Source organism: Kitasatospora sp. NPDC087314 (assembly GCF_044744365.1).
Classification (GTDB): Bacteria; Actinomycetota; Actinomycetes; order Streptomycetales; family Streptomycetaceae; genus Kitasatospora.
Genome location: NZ_JBIUYE010000018.1, coordinates 1 through 18,095, shown reverse-complemented (window position 1 = coordinate 18,095; position 18,095 = coordinate 1). Strand labels below are relative to the sequence as shown.

Annotated in this window: 16 protein-coding genes; 5 read left to right on the top strand and 11 right to left on the bottom strand. The window is 73.8% G+C overall.

Annotation, left to right across the window (positions count from 1 at the left end):
- Positions 1 to 3: 3 nt before the first annotated feature.
- Positions 4 to 1,011 (bottom strand): non-homologous end-joining DNA ligase, encoded by a 1,008-nt coding sequence (gene ligD, locus ACIO5E_RS32965; RefSeq protein ID WP_400675027.1) that lies wholly within the window; start codon positions 1,009 to 1,011, stop codon positions 4 to 6.
- A gap of 66 nt (positions 1,012 to 1,077) precedes the next feature.
- Here ligD and ACIO5E_RS32960 point away from each other — a divergent pair, with 66 nt between their 5' ends.
- Positions 1,078 to 2,145, top strand: a complete 1,068-nt coding sequence (locus tag ACIO5E_RS32960) for an ATP-dependent DNA ligase (protein WP_400675025.1) — start codon at positions 1,078 to 1,080, stop codon at positions 2,143 to 2,145.
- Positions 2,146 to 2,208: 63 nt separating this feature from the next.
- Here ACIO5E_RS32960 and ACIO5E_RS32955 read toward each other — a convergent pair whose 3' ends face one another.
- Positions 2,209 to 3,726, bottom strand: a complete 1,518-nt coding sequence (locus ACIO5E_RS32955; RefSeq protein WP_400675022.1) for a serine hydrolase domain-containing protein — start codon at positions 3,724 to 3,726, stop codon at positions 2,209 to 2,211.
- 513 nt (positions 3,727 to 4,239) lie between these two features.
- On the opposite strand from ACIO5E_RS32955, the gene tdh reads away from it, so the two are divergent.
- Positions 4,240 to 5,268: an L-threonine 3-dehydrogenase gene (tdh, locus tag ACIO5E_RS32950; protein WP_400675020.1), complete on the top strand. Its 1,029-nt coding sequence runs from the start codon at positions 4,240 to 4,242 to the stop codon at positions 5,266 to 5,268.
- 54 nt (positions 5,269 to 5,322) lie between these two features.
- On the top strand, positions 5,323 to 6,516 hold the full coding sequence (locus ACIO5E_RS32945; RefSeq protein WP_400675018.1) for a glycine C-acetyltransferase: 1,194 nt from the start codon (positions 5,323 to 5,325) through the stop codon (positions 6,514 to 6,516).
- Between the two features lie 194 nt (positions 6,517 to 6,710).
- Here ACIO5E_RS32945 and ACIO5E_RS32940 read toward each other — a convergent pair whose 3' ends face one another.
- Positions 6,711 to 8,282 carry a TolB family protein gene (locus ACIO5E_RS32940; protein WP_400675016.1) on the bottom strand — a complete coding sequence of 524 codons (1,572 nt, stop codon included), beginning with the start codon at positions 8,280 to 8,282 and terminating at the stop codon, positions 6,711 to 6,713.
- A gap of 182 nt (positions 8,283 to 8,464) precedes the next feature.
- A complete protein-coding gene (locus ACIO5E_RS32935; RefSeq protein ID WP_400675013.1) occupies positions 8,465 to 9,925 on the bottom strand; it encodes a TolB family protein in 1,461 nt (486 codons plus the stop codon).
- A 209-nt stretch (positions 9,926 to 10,134) separates the two neighbouring features.
- Between ACIO5E_RS32935 and ACIO5E_RS32930 the strand changes: the two genes are divergently transcribed.
- Positions 10,135 to 11,046 carry a LysR family transcriptional regulator gene (locus ACIO5E_RS32930; RefSeq protein WP_400675010.1) on the top strand — a complete coding sequence of 304 codons (912 nt, stop codon included), beginning with the start codon at positions 10,135 to 10,137 and terminating at the stop codon, positions 11,044 to 11,046.
- Between the two features lie 32 nt (positions 11,047 to 11,078).
- Here ACIO5E_RS32930 and ACIO5E_RS32925 read toward each other — a convergent pair whose 3' ends face one another.
- On the bottom strand, positions 11,079 to 11,246 hold the full coding sequence (locus ACIO5E_RS32925; protein WP_400675007.1) for a hypothetical protein: 168 nt from the start codon (positions 11,244 to 11,246) through the stop codon (positions 11,079 to 11,081).
- Positions 11,247 to 11,334: 88 nt separating this feature from the next.
- Here ACIO5E_RS32925 and ACIO5E_RS32920 point away from each other — a divergent pair, with 88 nt between their 5' ends.
- Positions 11,335 to 12,141, top strand: a complete 807-nt coding sequence (locus ACIO5E_RS32920) for a hypothetical protein (protein WP_400675005.1) — start codon at positions 11,335 to 11,337, stop codon at positions 12,139 to 12,141.
- Positions 12,142 to 12,169: 28 nt separating this feature from the next.
- Here ACIO5E_RS32920 and ACIO5E_RS32915 read toward each other — a convergent pair whose 3' ends face one another.
- The 6 genes from ACIO5E_RS32915 to ACIO5E_RS32890 form a co-directional block, all read right to left on the bottom strand.
- Entirely contained in the window at positions 12,170 to 12,775 is a 606-nt protein-coding gene (locus tag ACIO5E_RS32915; RefSeq protein WP_400675003.1) for a DNA-binding response regulator, read from the bottom strand.
- An 85-nt stretch (positions 12,776 to 12,860) separates the two neighbouring features.
- Entirely contained in the window at positions 12,861 to 13,526 is a 666-nt protein-coding gene (locus tag ACIO5E_RS32910) for an SDR family oxidoreductase (RefSeq protein ID WP_400675001.1), read from the bottom strand.
- 117 nt (positions 13,527 to 13,643) lie between these two features.
- Positions 13,644 to 14,741: a sensor histidine kinase gene (locus ACIO5E_RS32905; RefSeq protein WP_400674998.1), complete on the bottom strand. Its 1,098-nt coding sequence runs from the start codon at positions 14,739 to 14,741 to the stop codon at positions 13,644 to 13,646.
- Between the two features lie 279 nt (positions 14,742 to 15,020).
- Positions 15,021 to 17,294, bottom strand: coding sequence for a TOMM precursor leader peptide-binding protein (locus ACIO5E_RS32900; RefSeq protein ID WP_400674996.1), 2,274 nt, complete (start codon positions 17,292 to 17,294; stop codon positions 15,021 to 15,023).
- A complete protein-coding gene (locus ACIO5E_RS32895) occupies positions 17,291 to 17,473 on the bottom strand; it encodes a hypothetical protein (protein WP_400674994.1) in 183 nt (60 codons plus the stop codon). The genes ACIO5E_RS32900 and ACIO5E_RS32895 overlap by 4 nt, the downstream gene beginning before the upstream one ends.
- Positions 17,474 to 17,717: 244 nt before the next feature.
- Positions 17,718 to 17,963 (bottom strand): DUF6059 family protein, encoded by a 246-nt coding sequence (locus ACIO5E_RS32890; RefSeq protein ID WP_400674991.1) that lies wholly within the window; start codon positions 17,961 to 17,963, stop codon positions 17,718 to 17,720.
- Positions 17,964 to 18,095: the final 132 nt, after the last annotated feature.

Here is an 18,095-nt window from a genome sequence, read left to right as displayed (position 1 = left end):
CGATCACTTCTTCCGGGCCCGGCTCGGCTGCACCCTGGTCGGCTCGCCGGCGGCCTTGGGGTGGTCGGGCGGGTATGGGAGTTCGCCGAGGCCCTCGTCGTGCAGCTGCTTGTCGTACAGCTCCAGCAGGGCGTCGAGCCGGAACGCCTGCCCGTCCATCTCGGCGTTCAGGTCGCCGAGTTCGGCGAAGCGGGCGGGGACGGTGCGCAGGTCGAAGTCCTCCGGGGAGGCGTCGTCGAGCTCCTCCCAGCGCAGCGGGGTGGAGGCGGTGGCGCGCGGGCGGGCACGCAGCGAGTAGGCGGAGGCGATGGTGCGGTCGCGCGCCATCTGGTTGTAGTCGACGAAGATCCGCTCGCCGCGCTCCTCCTTCCACCAGGCGGTGGTGACCTGGCCTGGCATCCGCTGCTCCAGCACCCGGCCGAGGGCGATCACCGCGTGCCGGCCGTCGGTGAAGGTCCACTCGGGCACCAGCGGGACGTACACGTGCAGGCCGCGCCCGCCGGAGGACTTGGGCCAGCCGCGCAGCCCGTACTCGGCCAGCAGGGCGCGCAGTTCGTGGGCGGCGCGGACGGCGTCGTGGAAGTCGGTGCCGGGCTGCGGGTCGAGGTCGATGCGCAGCTCGTCGACGTGCTCGGTGTCGGTGCGGCGGACCGGCCAGGGGTGGAAGGTGAGGCACCCGAGGTTGGCGGCCCACAGCACGGCGGCCGGCTCGGTGGGGCAGATCTCGTCGGCGGAGCGGCCGCTGGGGAAGCTGATCCGGGCGGTGGGCAGCCAGTCCGGCAGGCCCTTGGGGGCGCGCTTCTGGTAGAAGAACTCGCCGTCCACGCCGTCCGGGAAGCGCTGCAGCGTGGTCGGCCGGTCGCGCAGTCCGCGCAGCACGCCGTCGGCGACGGCCAGGTAGTACTGCGCGACGTCCAGCTTGGTGAAGCCGCGCTCGGGGTAGTACACCTTGTCCGGGTTCGACAGCCGGACGCTGCGCCCGGCGACATCCAGTTCCACGGCTGAGCCCATGGCTCTCACGCTAAGGGCGCCGCGCCCGGCGCGCGCCCCGAGGAGCTTGGCGCGAGGATCGGAGCCATGGACCTGCCCGTGATGCCGCCGGTGGCCCCGATGCTCGCCAAGTCGGTGGCCAAGATCCCGCCGGGGATGCAGTACGAGGCCAAGTGGGACGGCTTCCGCACGATCGTGTTCCGTGACGGCGATGAGGTGGAACTCGGCAGCCGCACCGGCAAGCCGCTGACCAGGTACTTCCCCGAACTGGTCGCGGCGCTGAAACGGGAGCTGCCGCCGCGCTGCGTGCTGGACGGCGAGGTGGTGATCGCCCGGGACGGCCGGCTGCGGTTCGAGGAGCTGCTGGAGCGGATCCACCCGGCGGCGAGCCGGGTGCGGCTGCTGGCGGAGCGGACGCCCGCCTCGTTCATCGCCTTCGACCTGCTCGCCCTCGGTGACGTCGCGCTGCTGGACGAGCCGTTGTCGATTCGCCGCCCCGCCCTGGAGGCGGCGCTGGAAGGGGCCCGCGACCCGGTGTTCACCGCCCCCGCCTCCACCGACCGCGACCTGGCGCAGACCTGGTTCGCCGAGTACGAGGGCGCCGGGCTGGACGGGGTGGTGGCCAAGCCGCTGGAGCAGCCGTACCGGCCGGGGGAGCGGACCATGTTCAAGATCAAGCACGAGCGCACCGCCGACTGCGTGGTGGCCGGCTACCGCGAACACAAGAGCGGCCCGGTGGTCGGCTCGCTGCTGCTCGGCATCAACGACACCGAGGGCCGGCTCCAGCACGTCGGCGTGTGCGCCGCGTTCTCGATGGCCCGCCGCCGCGAACTGGCCGAGGAGCTGGCCCCGTTGCGGATGACCGACCTCTCCCGCCACCCCTGGGGCGGTTGGGCGGACGAGGCCGCGCACGCCGAGGGGCGGCTGCCGGGCGCGGTCAGCCGGTGGACCGGCGGCAAGGACCTCTCCTGGGTCGCGCTGCGGCCCGAGCGGGTGGTCGAGGTCGCCTACGACCACATGGAGGGCACCCGCTTCCGGCACACCGCGCAGTTCCGCCGCTGGCGGCCGGACCGTACGCCGGAGAGCTGTACCTACGCGCAGCTTGAGGAGCCGGTCTCCTACGATCTGGCGCGCGTGCTGGGCGGGGGCGGTTGACGGAACCGCGCGTGACGAAACGCCTGGAGCCCGGCCCGGCGCACCGGGTCGGGCTCCAGACGGTCAAGCGGGCACGGAGGCGGGCGAGTTGGACGCGGTGCCGGAGACGGTCGGCGAGGTGGTCGGGGCGGCGGACTGCGAGGCCGACGGCGACGACGGCGAGACCGATGCCGAGGGCGATGTCGATGCCGACGGCGAACCGGTGGCCATCGGCGGGATGGAGTAGACGTTGTTCGGCGAGACGATCTGCGTGATCGCCTGCGCGAAGAGCGAGGAGGGCTCCGAACCCTGGTACGACACGTCGGTGTTGAGCAGCACCACCAGCGTCGCCTGCGACTGCGGCAGGTACACCGTCACGGTCTCGTACCCGGGCAGCGAGCCGTTGTGCCCGATCCAGCCGTTGTTGTCGAACAACCCGAAGCCGTACCCGACGCCGGATTCGCCGGTCGGCAGGGTCTTCAGCCGCTCGGCCTGGGTGGCCGGGTTCAGCAGCGTGCCGGTGGCCAGGGACTTCGCCCAGCTCTGCAGGTCGGCGAGGTTGGAGACGACCGCCCCGGCCGTCCAGGCCCAGGACGGGTTCCAGTCGGTGGCGTCCGCGGTCGCGCCGGTGGGCGTCTGGTCGGTGTAGCCGCGGGCGTGCGGGTCGGGGAAGGTCGCGTCGACCGGGAGGACGGTCCCGTTCAGGGTGGCGGGGGTGAACACCTGCTGCTTGAGGAACTGGGCCGCGGGCTGGCCGCCGACCTTCTCGATGAGCTTGCCGAGCAGGATGTAGTTGCTGTTGCTGTACTCGAACCTGCTGCCCGGCGGGAAGTTCGCCGGGTGCTTGTACCCGTAGGCGAGCAGCTGGTCCGGCGTGAACACCCGGTTCGGGTCGGTGATCAGCGCGTTCACGAAGTCCGGGTCGGAGCTGTACGGGAACAGGCCGCTGCGCATCTCGCCGAGCTGGCGGACGGTGATGCCGTCGCCGCCGGGCACGCCGTCCACGTACTTGGATATCGGGTCGTCCAGCCCCACCTTGCCCTGATCGACCAGCCGCAGCACGGCGGTCGCCGTGAAGGTCTTGGTCTCGCTGCCGATCCGCATGTTCATGTCGGCGGACATCGGGGTGCCGGCGACCTTGTCGGCCTGACCGAAGGCCCGCTGGTAGCTGCCGTCGGGGGTGGTCAGCCCAACGATCACGCCGGGCACGGAGGCCTGGCTCATCACCTGCTCGATCGCGGTGTCCAGCCGGTTGATGACGTCGGAGGTCAGCGGCAGCACCACGCCGGCCGAACCGCTCGCGGAACCGCTCGCCGCACCGCTCGCGGAGCCGGAGTGGGCACCGGAGGCGGACGCCGAGGCGGACGCGGAGCCCGCACCGAGACCCGGCGCGGCCGGGCTGATCGCGACCGGTTCGGCGGTGACCGCCGGGTCGCCGACCTGCCGGGCCGACTGCGGATCGCCGGAGCAGGCCGCCGCCGCGAGCAGGCCGGTCAGGGCCAGGGCGGCGGCGGTCGCCCGCCGGGCGGAGCGGGAGACGGCGGAGCGGGGCAGAACGGCGGAGCGGGACGCGGCCGGACGCGGCCGTCGGGTCTTGGTCATAGGTCGAGGCGCCTCTCTGGGGCGGGCGGCCCCGGAGCGGCGCTCCACGGGGCCGCGGGGGGAGCGCCGCCACCGTAAGCACCGCCGGTGCGCGCCCGCGCGCCGGTCACCACGGGGCTGACCCGAACGGACCCACCGGTCAGCCGAGTGCCGCAACCCGACTGGCGCCCGCCGCCTCCCGTGCGGGTCGAGGAACGCCCCTCGCGGAGTCGAGCGAGCCTCCCGCGCTGTCAAGGACCGCCGCCCGTCCGGAGGTTGGTGTCGCCGAAGGCGTCCCGCGCTCGGCCGAACGGGTGAGCACCGGCACGCCGCACCCGCCCTCGGCTTCAGCTCGGGCACGATCGTTTAGCCCAGCTGTGGCCGCCCTTAAGAATTCCTCGATGGACCGCACCCGCCCCCACCAGGCAGATTTCTGCGTGCCCGGAACGCGTCCGCCAGGAAACGGCCACACCGGGGTCACTCGGCCTGCCCACCCCCGAAGGCCGCCCCACTCGCACGTCAGGAGCCGACGCCGTGAAGGCACTCGTCAAGCAGAAGGCCGAGCCCGGGCTCTGGCTGGTGGACGTCCCGAAGCCCGAGATCGGCCCCGGCGAGGTGCTGATCAAGGTGCTGCGCACCGGCATCTGCGGCACCGACCTGCACATCCGCAACTGGGACGGCTGGGCCCAGCAGACCATCACCACCCCGCTGGTGCTCGGCCACGAGTTCGTCGGCGAGGTCGCCGAGACCGGTGCCGGCGTCGTGGACATCGCGGTCGGCGACCTGGTCAGCGGCGAGGGCCACCTGGTCTGCGGCAAGTGCCGCAACTGCCAGGCCGGCCGCCGCCACCTGTGCCGCAACACGGTCGGCCTCGGCGTCGGCCGGAACGGCGCCTTCGCCGAGTACGTGGCCCTGCCCGCGTCCAACGTCTGGGTGCACCGGGTGCCGGTCGACCTGGACGTGGCCGCGATCTTCGACCCGTTCGGCAACGCCGTGCACACCGCGCTGTCCTTCCCGCTGGTCGGCGAGGACGTGCTGATCACCGGCGCCGGCCCGATCGGCATCATGGCCGCCGCCGTCGCCAAGCACGCCGGCGCCCGCAGCGTGATGATCACCGACGTCTCCCCGTACCGCCTCGACCTGGCCCGCGAGGTCGGCGTCACGCTGGCGCTGAACGTCTCCGAGCACACCATCGCGGAGGGCCAGCGCAAGCTCGGCCTGCGCGAGGGCTTCGACGTCGGCCTGGAGATGTCCGGCCGCCCCGAGGCGCTGCAGTCGATGATCGCCAACATGACCCACGGCGGGAAGATCGCGATGCTCGGCCTGCCCACCGAGCAGTTCCCGGTCGACTGGGCCTCGATCGTCACCTCGATGATCACCATCAAGGGCATCTACGGCCGCGAGATGTTCGAGACCTGGTACGCGATGTCCGTGCTGCTGGAGGGCGGCCTGGACCTCAGCCCGGTGATCACCGGGCGGTACGCCGCCACCGACTTCGAGGCCGCCTTCGAAGACGCCGCCAGCGGCCGCTGCGGCAAGATCATCCTCGACTGGTCCGCCTGAGCCCCTCGCCGATCGACGACGATCCGACCAGACGATCCGATTTAGGAGTCCGCAGTGTTCGACAACGTGCGCGCCGACATCGCCACCACCCTCGACGAGATCCGCGAGGCAGGCCTCTTCAAGCCCGAGCGGATCATCGGCACCCCGCAGAGCGCCGAGGTCACCGTCACCGGCGGCGGCCGCCCCGGCGAGGTGCTGAACTTCTGCGCCAACAACTACCTCGGCCTGGCCGACCACCCCGAGGTGCTCGCCGCAGCCAAGGACGCGCTGGACCGCTGGGGCTACGGCATGGCCTCGGTGCGCTTCATCTGCGGCACCCAGGACGTCCACAAGGAGCTGGAGGGCCGCCTCTCGGCCTTCCTGGGCCAGGAGGACACCATCCTGTACTCCTCCTGCTTCGACGCCAACGGCGGCGTCTTCGAGACCCTGCTCGACGACCGCGACGCCGTCATCTCCGACGCGCTCAACCACGCGAGCATCATCGACGGCATCCGGCTCAGCAAGGCCCGCCGCCACCGCTACGCCAACCGCGACCTGGCCGACCTGGAGCAGCAGCTCAAGGAGACCCAGGACGCCCGCCGCCGCCTGATCGTCACCGACGGCGTGTTCTCGATGGACGGCTACGTCGCCCCGCTGCGCGAGATCTGCGACCTGGCCGACCGCTACGACGCCATGGTCATGGTCGACGACTCGCACGCCGTCGGCTTCGTCGGCGCCGGCGGCCGCGGCACCCCCGAACTGCACGGCGTGATGGACCGCGTGGACATCATCACCGGCACCCTCGGCAAGGCGCTCGGCGGCGCCTCCGGCGGCTACGTCGCCGCCCGCCGGGAGATCGTCGCCCTGCTGCGCCAGCGCTCCCGCCCGTACCTGTTCTCCAACTCGCTCGCCCCGGTGATCGCGGCGGCCTCGCTGAAGGTGCTCGACCTGGTCGAGAGCTCCAACGAGCTGCGCGAGCGGCTGGCGGCCAACACGGCGCTGTTCCGCACCAAGATGACCGAGGCCGGCTTCGAGATCCTGCCGGGCGACCACCCGATCGCCCCGGTGATGATCGGCGACGCGGCCAAGGCCGGGCGGCTCGCCGAACTGCTGCTGGAGCGCGGCGTGTACGTGATCGGGTTCTCCTACCCGGTGGTCCCGCACGGCCAGGCCCGGATCCGGGTGCAGCTGTCGGCCGCGCACTCCACCGAGGACGTCGAGCGCGCCGTGGCGGCCTTCGTCGACGCGCGCGCCGAGCTGGGGGAGTAGCCCGGCGGTCCCACGAGCCGCCCGCGGGCCGGTCCGCTCGGAACCGGACCGGCCTGCGGGCTCACCACCGTCGTGCAGTGGGGGCGAATCGATTCGCCCCACCGCACGGCCCACCGACCACCTGCCCCACCCTCCCGCTTCGGGGGCGGGACGCCGGCCCCGGCCGACGTCCCGCCCCCGTCAGCGGTTCGCGGTCAGTCGTCGTCCTGGCCGTGGCCCTGGTCGTCGTCCTGCTGGCCGTGGTCCTGGCCCCGGTCGTCGTCGCCGTGGTGCCCGGTGGTGCGGGCGAAGACCTGGTAGCCGGTGTTCTCCGGGCCGCCGGTACCGGCGACCAGGTTGCCGCTGGTCGAGCCGAACACCACCGTACGGCCGCGGGCGTCCACGACCGGGTCGAGCGAGGAGCCGTTGCCGAGCGAGCCGTCCGGCGCGGTGGCGATCCGCTCGGTACGACCGGTGCGCAGGTCCTGGCGGTAGACGTCCCAGCCCGGGTGCTGCGGGCCCGCCACCAGGTTGTCGGCGGCGGAGGCGAAGTAGACCCAGCGGTTGTCGGCGGTGATCCGGCCGTGGTCGGAGGAGCCGACCGAGGCGGTGCCGGGCAGGCCGCCGCTGATCTTCGTCACGGTGCCCTTCCCGAGGTCCCGGACGTACAGCACGGTGTGGTACCGGTGGCCGCTGGTCGACCCGCCGGGCTCGGGCAGGGCGTAGATCGCGTGCCGCCCGTCGGGGCTGATCGTCGCGTCGAAGCTCGCGTAGCCGAGCTTGCCGTCGAGGTCGAGGCTCGCGGCGGAGATCCGGCCGGACGCCACATCGTACGTGTAGTAGGCGCCGGTCGTCGGCCGGGCCAGGTTCGGCTGCGCCAGGCCCGCCCGGGCGCTGCGGGGCGCGGCCGGGGCGATGCCCGGGGCCAGCTCCACGTCGGCGGGGGAGGCGGCCTCGGCGGCCGGGGCGGCGAGGGCGGGGGTCTGCTCGGCGGGCAGCAGGTTGCCGGCGAAGGAGGTGAAGCCGATGGTGCGGCCGTCCGCGCTGATCGTCGGGTTGAGGGACATGCCGTCGCCGGGCTTGCCGTCCACGCCGAGGGTCACCAGACGGGTCTTCCCGGTCCGGCGGTCGGTGACGTAGACGTTGTAGTCCCAGGTGTAGGGCCGGGCCAGCGAGGGGTCGTCGCCCTGGAGACCCGGGACGAGGTCCTTCCGGCTGGAGACGAAGGCCACGTAGCGGCCGTTCGCGCTGACCGACGGCGCGTACGAGGCGTGGAACCGGTCGGTGTCGGTGCCGGCGAGTCCGCCGCTGATCAGCTCGGTGCGGCCGGTCCTCCGGTCGCGGAGGTACACCTCGTCGCGCCCCTGGACCTGCATGCCGGGCACCACGTTCGCGGCGTCGCTGTCGAAGGCGACGTAGCGGCCGTCGGCGTTGATCGCGACGTAGTCCGTGAAGCCGTCCAGCGCGCTGCCGTCGGCGGACAGGTTGATCCGCTCGGTGCGGCCGGTCCTCAGGTCGCGGACGTAGGCGTCGCGTCCGCTCTTCGCGGGCTGCGCCACCAGGTTCGTGGCCCACGAGGTGAACAGGGCGTAGCGGCCGTCGGCGCTGATCGCCTTGCTCCACGCCTGGTTGTCCGGCGCGGCGCCGTTCAGCCCGACGCTGACCTGGACGGTGCCGCGCGGCGCCGGGTCGGCCTGGGCGGGGGCGGCGGTCGAGGCGAGTACGGCGGCGGCCACGAGGACGCTGCCGCCTCCGGCCAGCCACCGGTTGCGGGTGGTGCGTGCCATGAAGTCTGTCCTTCCCCCCTGTGATCGCCCGACCGGGTTCCCTCCCGGCGACGGGCTTCAGGAGAGCCAATCGTCGGGCGGAACGGTGGTCAACGGTCGTGGGTGATCCCGGCGGAAAATACGTCAACAAACGTATCCGGCAAGGGGGTCGGGCCGCTCGGTGAGTGGCCCGACCCCGGGGTTCAGAGCGCGCGGCGCAGGAACACGTCCGTGGCGTCGTTGGTGTCGCCCGGCACGAGCGTGCCGTCGTCGGCGGTGAAGAGCACCGTGATGCCGAGGGCGTCGACCGAGGGACGGTAGGAGCCGCCGGTGCTCTGCGAGCCGTCCCGGGCGACGCTCACCCGCTCGGTGCGCCCGGTCCGCAGGTCGCGGCGGAAGACGTCGGTCTGCTGGTTGGTGTCGCCGGGCACCAGGTTGTCGGCGTCGGAGTCGAAGTACACCCAGCGGTCGTCGAGCGTCATGACGCCGCTGGACGAGGACTTGGTCGTCGTGGTGCCCGGCGGTGTGGCGCTGACCCTGGTGACGGTGCCGGTGGACAACTCGCGGGCGTACACGTCCATGCGGATGTGGCGGGGGCCGTCCCCGCCGCCGAAGACCGGGAGGCCGTACAGGGCGTAGCGGCCGTCGGGGCTGATCCGGCCGTCGAGGGCGGTGCCCCGGAGCTGGCCGGTCTCGTCGAGGCTGGCGCCGGCGATCCGGCCGGTGTGCGCGTTCCACACGTAGTACGGGTAGAAGCGGGGGCCGGTCAGTTCGGGCTGAGGGCCGGACTTCGACCGGGACGCCGCCGCCACCTCGGCGGCGTCGGCCGCGTCGGTCAGATCGGCCGGGGTGCCCGCGGCGTCGGCCGCCGCGGCGGTGGAGGGCGCGTCCGGCTGGTCGGCCGGGAGCAGGTTGCCGGCCCGCGAGGTGAAGCCGACGGTGCTGCCGTCCGCGCTGATCGTCGGCTGGAACGAGTTCTGGTTGGCGGGCGTGCCGTCGGCGCCGGTGGTGACCAGCCGGGTGGTGCGGGTCCAGCGGTCGGTGACGAAGATGTTGAACTTGCCGCGTCGTCCACCGGGTGCGAGGTCGGTGCGGTCGGAGGAGTAGGCCACGTAGCGGCCGTCCCAGCTCAGGGTGGGGGAGTAGGCGTTGCGGATCGTCTCGTCGTCGGTCGAGCCGCCGCCGGCGGTGATCAGCTCGGTGTGGCCGGTCCAGCGGTCGCGGACGAAGATGTCGCTCGGGTGGTTCGGCTGCCCCGGCACCACGTTGGTCGCGGTGGTGCTGAACGCCACGTAGCGGCCGTCGCCGCTGATCGCCGCGTCGGAGGTCGCCGCGTTCAGCTGGGAGCCGTCGTCGGCGACGCTGACCCGCTCGGTGCGCCTGGTCCAGAGGTCCCGGACGAAGAGGTCGTCCACGCCGTTGGTGTCGCCGGACACCAGGTTGCCCGCCGACGAGGAGAACAGGGCCGAGCGGCCGTCCAGGCTCAGGCCGATCGCGTAGGAGAAGCCGTCGGGCTGGGCTCCCTTCAGCCCCTCGCTCACCCGGGCGGTCTCGCCGATCAGCGGCTTCGCCTCGGCGGCCGGCATGGTGGCACCGGCCACGGCGGCCGCGACCAGGACGCAGCCGGTACGGGCCAGCCAGCGGCGGGATCGTGCGGTGATCATGGACATCCTCCCCAGACGACGGCGCCGGACCGTCGACTCCCCCGCGGCCCGGCTCGGGAAGAGCCAAGCGGCGCCGGGCCCGATGGTCAACGGGGCGAAGCGATCTCGTCCGGAAATACGCCAGGGGTGGTACCGGCCCGGGGAGCCCCTGTCCGAGGGCGTCACCCGGCCCGGCGGGGACCACCCCGGCACGCTGGCAGAATTGGCCTGTGATCGACGCACGACGGCTGCGGACCCTGCGGGCCGTGGCGGACCACCGCACCGTGACCGCCGCGGCGGCCGCCCTCTACCTGACCCCTTCCGCCGTCTCCCAGCAGCTGGCCGCCCTGGAGCAGGAGACCGGCCACCACCTGCTCGCCCGCGAGGGCCGGGGCGTGCGCCTGACCGCCGCGGGGGAGATCCTGCTCGGCCACGCCGACGCCGTGCTCGCCCAGCTGGAGCGCGCCGAGGCCGACCTCGCCGCCTACAGCGGAGGCGTCTCCGGCGAGGTCACCGTCGCCTCCTTCGCCACCGGCATCGCGCTCGTCCTCGCCCCGGCGATCGGGCTGCTGGCCGAGCAGGCGCCCGGAGTCCGGCTCAAGGTGCTGGACGCGGAGGGCGACGCCAGCCTGCCGATGGTCCTGGACGGCCGGGCCGACCTCGCGGTGGCCGTCGAGTACCGGGGCGCCCCGCGCGCCGACGACGCCCGGCTCACCCGCGTCCCGCTGTACGCCGAACCGTTCGAGGCCGTGCTGCCGCTCGGCCACCCACTGGCCGCCGAGGCCGGGCCGCTCGCCGTCGCCGCGCTGGCCGACGAGCGGTGGATCGGCCCCTACCCGGGCAACCCGTGCCACGACGTGGTGCTGCTGGCCTGCGAGCACGCCGGCTTCCAGCCGCGCCTCGTGCACTCCTCGGACGACTTCCGGGCCGTCGTCGCCCTCGCCTCGGCGGGCGCCGGCGTCGCCCTCGTGCCGCGGTCGGCGCTGCGCGGCGTCGACCTCGGCCGGATAGCCGTCCGGCCGGTCGACAGCGAACTCGCCACCCGGCGCGTCTTCGCCGCCGTCCGGGCCGGCGCGGGCGGGCACCCGTTGATCCGTCCGGTGCTGGACGCCCTCGCCCGGGCGGCCGCGGCAGGGGCCTGAGGTCGCGCGGGCGAGGGCGGACCGGCCCGAGGTCAGTCGGGTCGGGGCGTCGCCAGCGTCCCGTTGACGACCACCCGGAACATCCAGGACAGCCGCTCCTCCGGCGCCCCGGACACCAGGTCCTCGCCCAGCGCGGCGATCCTCGGGTACGAGGCGCCGGGAGCCGGGAGTTCCGTCTGCCGGGGGTGTGAGAACTTCACGTTCCGGACATGGCGGGATCACTGGCGCGCCGCGAGACGAGACGGGCAGACTCGGGGCCGGAGGACCAGCTGACGGGAGGCCGTGGACGTGGGATCACCGGTTGCGCCGGGCGGGGGGCGGCCGTATCGCGAGCTGCGCTCGCTTCGGGAGGACACGCTGCTGACCCTGCGGCCGGACGGCCCGGTGGTGCTGCAGGGCCCCTGGGGGACCAGGCGGCTGGAGGTCTCGGCGGAGGCCGTGCGGGAGGCGCTGCGGCGGATGTCGTACGGGCCGGTGTCGCTGACCAACGTGGTGCCGGACTACCCGGACTGGGACGCCGTACGGGGTGCCGGGCCGAGTGAGGACGCGCTAAGGCTGCGGGCCGTGCTGGCCGGCCTCACGCACTGCGTGGTGGCCTCGCTGGCCACCGACGGCGGGTCGCTGCTCCTCTCCGTCGTCCCGCTGACCCGCACCGGGCACCGGGAGCCGCGGCCCGGCCGGCCGGGCGAGCGCTACCGGCTCTCCCGGTACGTCTGGGCCCGCTCCGACCGGGACGGCCTGCGGCTGGAGTCCCCGGTGTCGGGCAGCCGGCTGGAGCTGCACGGCGAGGCGGTGGCGCTGCTGGGCGCGCTGCCGGTGCCGCCCGGCCCCGGGCTGACGGTGGGGCAGCTGGCCGAGCGGCTGGCGGGGCGGCCGCCGCGGGCCACCGTCCGGGCCGTCCTGGCCTACCTGGTCGCGGCGGGTGTGGTGGTGCGCTCCCGGCCGCATCCGGTGAGCGGGCGGCCCGAGTTCGCCGAGGACGCCGACCCGGTGTACCGGTCGGCCGCCGTCCGGGGCGCGGGGTTGTACCGGGCGAGCCGGGCGGTCGAGCAGTCCGGCGAACTGCTGCGCGGCTGGACCCGGCTGGCCGGCTGAGGGCGGGCGGTCGCGGGGCCGGCGGTGGTCAGATCCAGCCGGCGTCGCGGGCGATCCGGACCGCGTCGACCCGGTTGCGCGCGTTGAGCTTCACGGACACCGCGGTCAGGTAGTTGCGCACGGTGCCGACGGCCAGGTAGAGCGAGCGGGCGATGGCGGTGATGTCCTCGCCGTCGGCCGCGAGGCGCAGGACCTCGATCTCGCGCGAGCTGAGCGGGTTGTCGCCGGCGCACAGGGTGGAGAGGGCGAGGTCCGGGTCGATCACCTGCTCGCCGCGGGCGACCGCGCGGATGGCCGCGGCCAGCTTCTCCGGCTCGGTGTCCTTCAGCAGGAAGCCGGCCGCGTTGGCGTTCAGGGCGCGGCGCAGGTTGCCGGGGCGGCCGAGGCTGGTGAGGATCAGCGAACGGCAGCCCGGGACCGTGCGGGACAGGAGCTCACAGGCCTCGATGCCGTCGCGGCCGGGCAGGTCGATGTCGAGCACGGCGACGTCCGGGTTGAGTCGTTCGGCGGTGGGCACGATCTCGTCCCCCGACGAGAGTTCGGCCACCACGTCGAGGTCCGGCTCCATCTCCAGCAGGGCCACCAGGGCCCGACGCAGGATCACCATGTCCTCGGCTATCAGAATTCTGACCATCCGTCACTCCCCCGTCCAGCTGGCGCCCCTCGCCAATTGGCTGTGAGCAGGGTACGTCAGTCCGAGGGGGTTCGGGGCGGCATGATCAGGAGGCGTTTCCGGTCAGGTTGATCACCTGCCCGGTGATCTCGGCCGCCTCGGGCGAGGCGAGGAGGGCGACCATGGCGGCCAGCCCCGTGGTTTCCGGGCCGTACGCGACCGCGTTCACCGTGATCCGCCGGTCGGCGAGTTCGGCGGAGGCGACCCGGGTGACCTGCTCGACGAAGGCCATCGACGCCGAGAAGAGCGAACTGCCGGGCAGGGCGCGCGAGGCGAGGTCGGAGGAGAGGTTGATGATCCGCCCGCCGGCGGGGAGCCGGGCGGCCGCGGCCTGCATCACCAGGTAGGGGGCGCGGGCGTCCAGGCCGAGGACGTGGTCGATGTCCTCCAGCGGGGTCCGTTCCAGCGGCCGCCAGTGGGTGACGGCGGCGCTGTTGACCACGATGTCGAGGCCGCCGAACGCGGTGGCCGCGGCCTCGACCAGGAGGACGGCGCCGTCGGGTGCGGTGAGGTCGGCCCGGATCGCGGTGGCGCGGCCGCCGGCCTCCTCCAGTGCGGCGGCCAGCCGTTCGGCCCGTTCGGCGCCGTCGTGGTGGCCGAGGGCGACGGCCGCGCCCTCCGCGCCGAGCCGCCGCGCGATGTCCGCGCCCACCGCACCCGCGCCGCCGGTGATCAGCGCCGACCGACCAGCCAGGCGTCCTGCTGTGTTCAAGGTTCGTCCTCCCGAACCACAGGATGGCGAACGCCGCTCGGAGCCGGGTGGAGTCCGGGTGGAACGGCGTCGCCGGCCCGCCCCCGTGGCGTGGCGCCGGACGGCGCGGGGATCCGTTCAGGCCGCGGGCGCCGGCAGCGGGATCTCGGCGGTGAGCTCGAACCAGCCGTCGGGCCGCACCCCGGAGCGCAGCGTTCCGCCGAGGGCCTCGACCCGGGTGGTGAGGTTGCCGATGCCGGTGCCGCCACGCTCCTTGGTCAGCGGTACGGGCCGCTGGCCGACCCCGTTGTTGGTGATGGAGACCTTGGCCAGGCCCGGCCCGGACCCGGCCTCGATCGCGCAGGCGGCGGCCCGGCTGTGCCGCAGCATGTTGGTCAGGCCCTCGCGGAGCACGGTCGCGAGCACCGTGTCGACGGGGTCGGGCACGCCCTGGTAGTCGAGTCGGAAGGTGCTCTGGATGCCGATCGAGGAGAGCATCGGCCGGGCCGCGTTGGCCTCCTGGACCAGCGACATGTTCCGGTAGCCCCGGCTGACCGCGCGGACGTCGGCGAGCGCCTGCCGGGCGGTCTGCAGGATCTCGGTCAACTCCTCCTCGGCGCGCTCGGGTTGGCGGTAGACCAGCCGCCGGGTCAGCTCGCTCTTCAGGGTGATCGCGGACAGGCTGTAGCCGAGCAGGTCGTGCAGGTCCCGGGCGAAGCGCAGCCGCTCCTCGGCGACGGCCAGGCCGGCCAGTTCGGCCCGGGACCGGTGCACCTCGGCCACCAGTTCGGAGAGCCGGCTCAACCCGTACACCACCAGGGAGGTGATGACGCAGGCGACCAGCCCGTACACGAGGTCCACCGCCCCGAAGCCGAACGCGTGCTCCAGCGTGCCGATGCTGACCACCACCGCGACCGGCACCAGCTTGTCCGCGGGGTGTGGCAGTAGCAGCAGTGCCGAGGCGCCGAGGAAGCCCGGCATGCCCAGCCAGGCCTGACGGTGCACCAGGAACGGGAGGTACACCATCAGGGCCTGCAGCGGCAGGGTGACCCGCCAGTGGCGGGACAGCCAGGGCAGGTAGTTGGGCAGCGAGTGGGCGAACTGCAGGACGCAGTGCGCCCCGAGCAGGGCCAGCGTGGCCAGGAACAGCAGGGTGTCGGGGTGTTCGCGGTACACGTTGATCACCGCCACCAGCTGGAACCCGCAGATGACCACGGCGGTGATCACTGCGGCCATGCGTGGGGCGAGCTCGATCGCTGGTATCGGTCCCCCCGGACGTCGGCCCCCGGCGGCGTCACTGGCCCCCAACTGTGTCTCCTCGTTCGATGCGGATGCTTCCCGGCAGCATGGCACGCGGAGGTGAGAAGAACGGTCATGATCCGAACGGGTGTCCGGACTTTGGTACAGGCTTTGATACCGGATGACCGGAGGAGGCCGGAGGTGTACGGACCGCAGGGGCGTGGCACCGGTTACCGCGGGCGCCGGACCCCTCGGGGACGTGCCGATGGCCGGCGTTCAGACGAACAGCGGCACCGGATTGAGCTCTCCGTACGGCGTGGGCGCGGCGAGCCGGCCGAGCCGCACCGGGGCGTCGAACAGCCGACCCGGGGCGAACCGGGCGAAGTGCGGGCGCAGCCCGGGCACCACCACGCGGACCACCGGCAGCCCGATGTCCGGCCGGGTCTGGTCCAGCACCAGCAGCTCCAGCCCGTGCCCGCGGAGCAGCTCGACCGCGCCGTCGACCTCGGCCTTCAGGTCCCCCTTGGGCCGGTACGGGTGGTCGGCGGGGGTGCGGGCCGCGACCACCGGATCCGGGAGCAGGTACGGGTGTTCCTCGGCGCGGGCGCCCTGCCACCAGGCGAGCGGCACCGGGTCGGTGCAGGAGTAGCCGCCGCCGTCCGGCCGGGCGTCCACCACGCTGGGCAGCATCTGGTTGACCTCGGTGAAGGCGCGGCGCAGCGCGATCCGCGGGTCGAGGTGGGCGCCGAAGCCGAGCACGATGTCCTCGGCCGGCTTGTCGGTGCGGCGGGAGAGCGCGGCGAAGACCGGGATGCCGAGGTCGGAGGTGAGGTCCAGCGCCCACAGGCTGCGGTCCAGGCGGGTGTGGACGGCGGCGCACTCGGTCAGCCACGGGTCGTCGAAGGACTCGGCGCGCACGCCCGGTTGACGGGTGCGGTTGTACCACCAGAGGGCGACCGCGTCCCGTTCGACGAGTTCCAGGAAGCCCTGGAGGACGGCGTCCTCCAGGCTGCCGCCGGCCGCGGTGCCGTTGGAGTTGGCGTGGCAGAAGCGGTGGCCGCGGGCCTGCGGGGCGCCGTAGTACAGCAGCGCGGTGGGCAGCAGCCGGCGGCGCTGCCCGGTGAGGGACCACAGCGGCGTCCAGTCGACCTCGGCCCGTTCGTCGAAGGGGTCGCCGACGTGGTGGAACGGGCTGTTGGCGGCGTTCCAGGCGGCCCGGTCGGGGTACTGGAGGGGGTCGTAGAGCTGGACGGCGTCCGGGTGGACGGCCTCCTCGGCGAGCGCGCGGTAGCTGCCGCGGATGGTGGGTTCGTCGCCCTGGTGGTGCCCGCTGTGCCGCTCCAGCGCCTCGCACAGCGCGCTGACCCTGGCGTGCAGCGGAGTGATCCCCTTGCCCGAACTGGTGCTGCGCAGGCCGGCCCGGACCTGGGCCAGGGTGCCGGTGGCGGCGACCGGGTTGTGCCCGGCGTGGAAGCAGTTGAGGAACTCGGGGCCGCGGGTGTCGCGGCGGATCTCCTGGACCAGGCCGGTGAGCGGGTCGACCAGGTGCCCGTACCGGTCGAGCACCTCCTGCGGGCCGAGGTGGCGATGGCCGCCGGCGTCGGTGTGCGTGGCCGGGCGGCCGCGCAGCCGGACCGGGGCGAGTACCCGCCCGGCGGTCAGGCCCGGGTCGCCGCAGGCCGGGCACTGCGGGCGGCGGGCCACCGGGTGGTGGCCGCCGTCCAGGCCGAGGGTGTCCAGCGACCAGAGGGCGTCCTGGCCCGGGTAGCGGTGGCCGGCCAGCCACTTGGCGGCCTCCAGCGCGGTCAGCTGGAGTGCGGCCGCGCGGCTGGCCGGGAGCGAGGCCTCCGGGGCGACGACCGGGCCGTACTGCCCGAGCACCCGGCCGACGTGGGCGTCGGCCTGCCGGTTGCGGCCCAACCGCTCGGCGAGGCAGTGCCAGCAGGCGCCCTCGCCGGGACGCAGCACCGGGCCGATCAGCGGGGTGGTGCCGCCCGGCTTGGCCAGGAGCCAGGGCCGGCCGGCCGCGCGCTGGGCGGCGTCGACCTCGGCCAGGTCGGGGCTGAGGTAGTCGGCGGTGAGGACGACGGTGAGGTCGGCGTCGGCGTCGACGAGGGTGAGACCGGCGGTGGCCAGCGTCCGGGCGGTCTCGCCCGGGTCGGTGCCGTCGAGGACGACGGCCCGGACGGTGCCGGTGGCGCCGGCGCGCTGGGCGCGGGGCACGTCCAGCCCGGCGAGCTCCCAGTACGCCTCGGCGGCGCGGGAGGCGGCCGGGCCGGTGCGGTGGTGCAGCAGCCCGGCCGTGCCCAGCCGCTCGATCATCCGGCGGACGGCGGGGGCGGGCAGCGTCGCGGCGGTCTCCCGGAGGATCGCGGGGAGGTCCCGGGTGCCGTCCAGCAGCGGGGCCAGGACGGTGATCGGGGCGCCGTGCAGGGCGGTGACGCCGCGTTCGGAGACGAGGTACACCGCCTCGCCGGGAGCGACCTCCACGCGCAGGTGCGACTTGAAGGCGATCCGCGGCGAGGCGGTCCGGTCGGCTGCGGTCGTCACGCGGGTTGGCCGACGAGCCGGGCGGTGACGACGTCCTCGGTGTCCGGGGTGTAGCAGACGCAGAAGTAGCACGTGTCGGCCACCGGGAGCTCGCGGCCGCCGGCAAGTTCCTCGATGACGAGCTCTTCGAAGGCGAGGTCCTCGAAGGTGAACTCCCGGGCCGGGCTGATCACGGACATACCGGTTCTCCTCGGTGCGCATCGGACGACCCGTCAGGACTGCCGGGCCGGTGGTGCGTTGCGGGGTGGAACCCCCGGGCAAGGAGTCTGCTGTGTGACGGGCCCGTATCCCAGTGCCACCGTCACCTCGGCCCTGTGAACCTTTCATGATTCACCACGCGGTGCCGTCGCCGGGCTTTCCGCGAGCCGGAACCGGTCCGGAACCGAGTCAGTCCTGAGCCGGCGTCGAGCCGGCGCCGGGTCGTCACCAGGCGTCGTTGAGCTGGGCCCAGAGCCGTTCCTCCTCGCGGCTGAGCCGGATCGCGCCGCGGCGGTCCGGATGCCCGGGCGGCGGGGCCTGCCGGGGCGAGGGCGGGGTGGCGGCGGCCGCTCCGGCGGCGTCCTGGCCGGGCAGCCAGTCCGGCGGGGTCACCGGGGCGTAGTACAGGCCGAGCCAGCCCAGTGCGACGAGGGCCCGGTCGCAGGCCCGGCGTAGCAGGTACGGGAACATCCGTCGGTCCTTCCGTGGGTGAAGACACGCTTCAGAGCGGCGGGTTGCCGTGCTTGCGGCTGGGCAGGTCGGCGTGCTTGGTGCGGAGCATGGCCAGGGCGGAGGCGATCACCTGGCGGGTTTCGGCGGGGT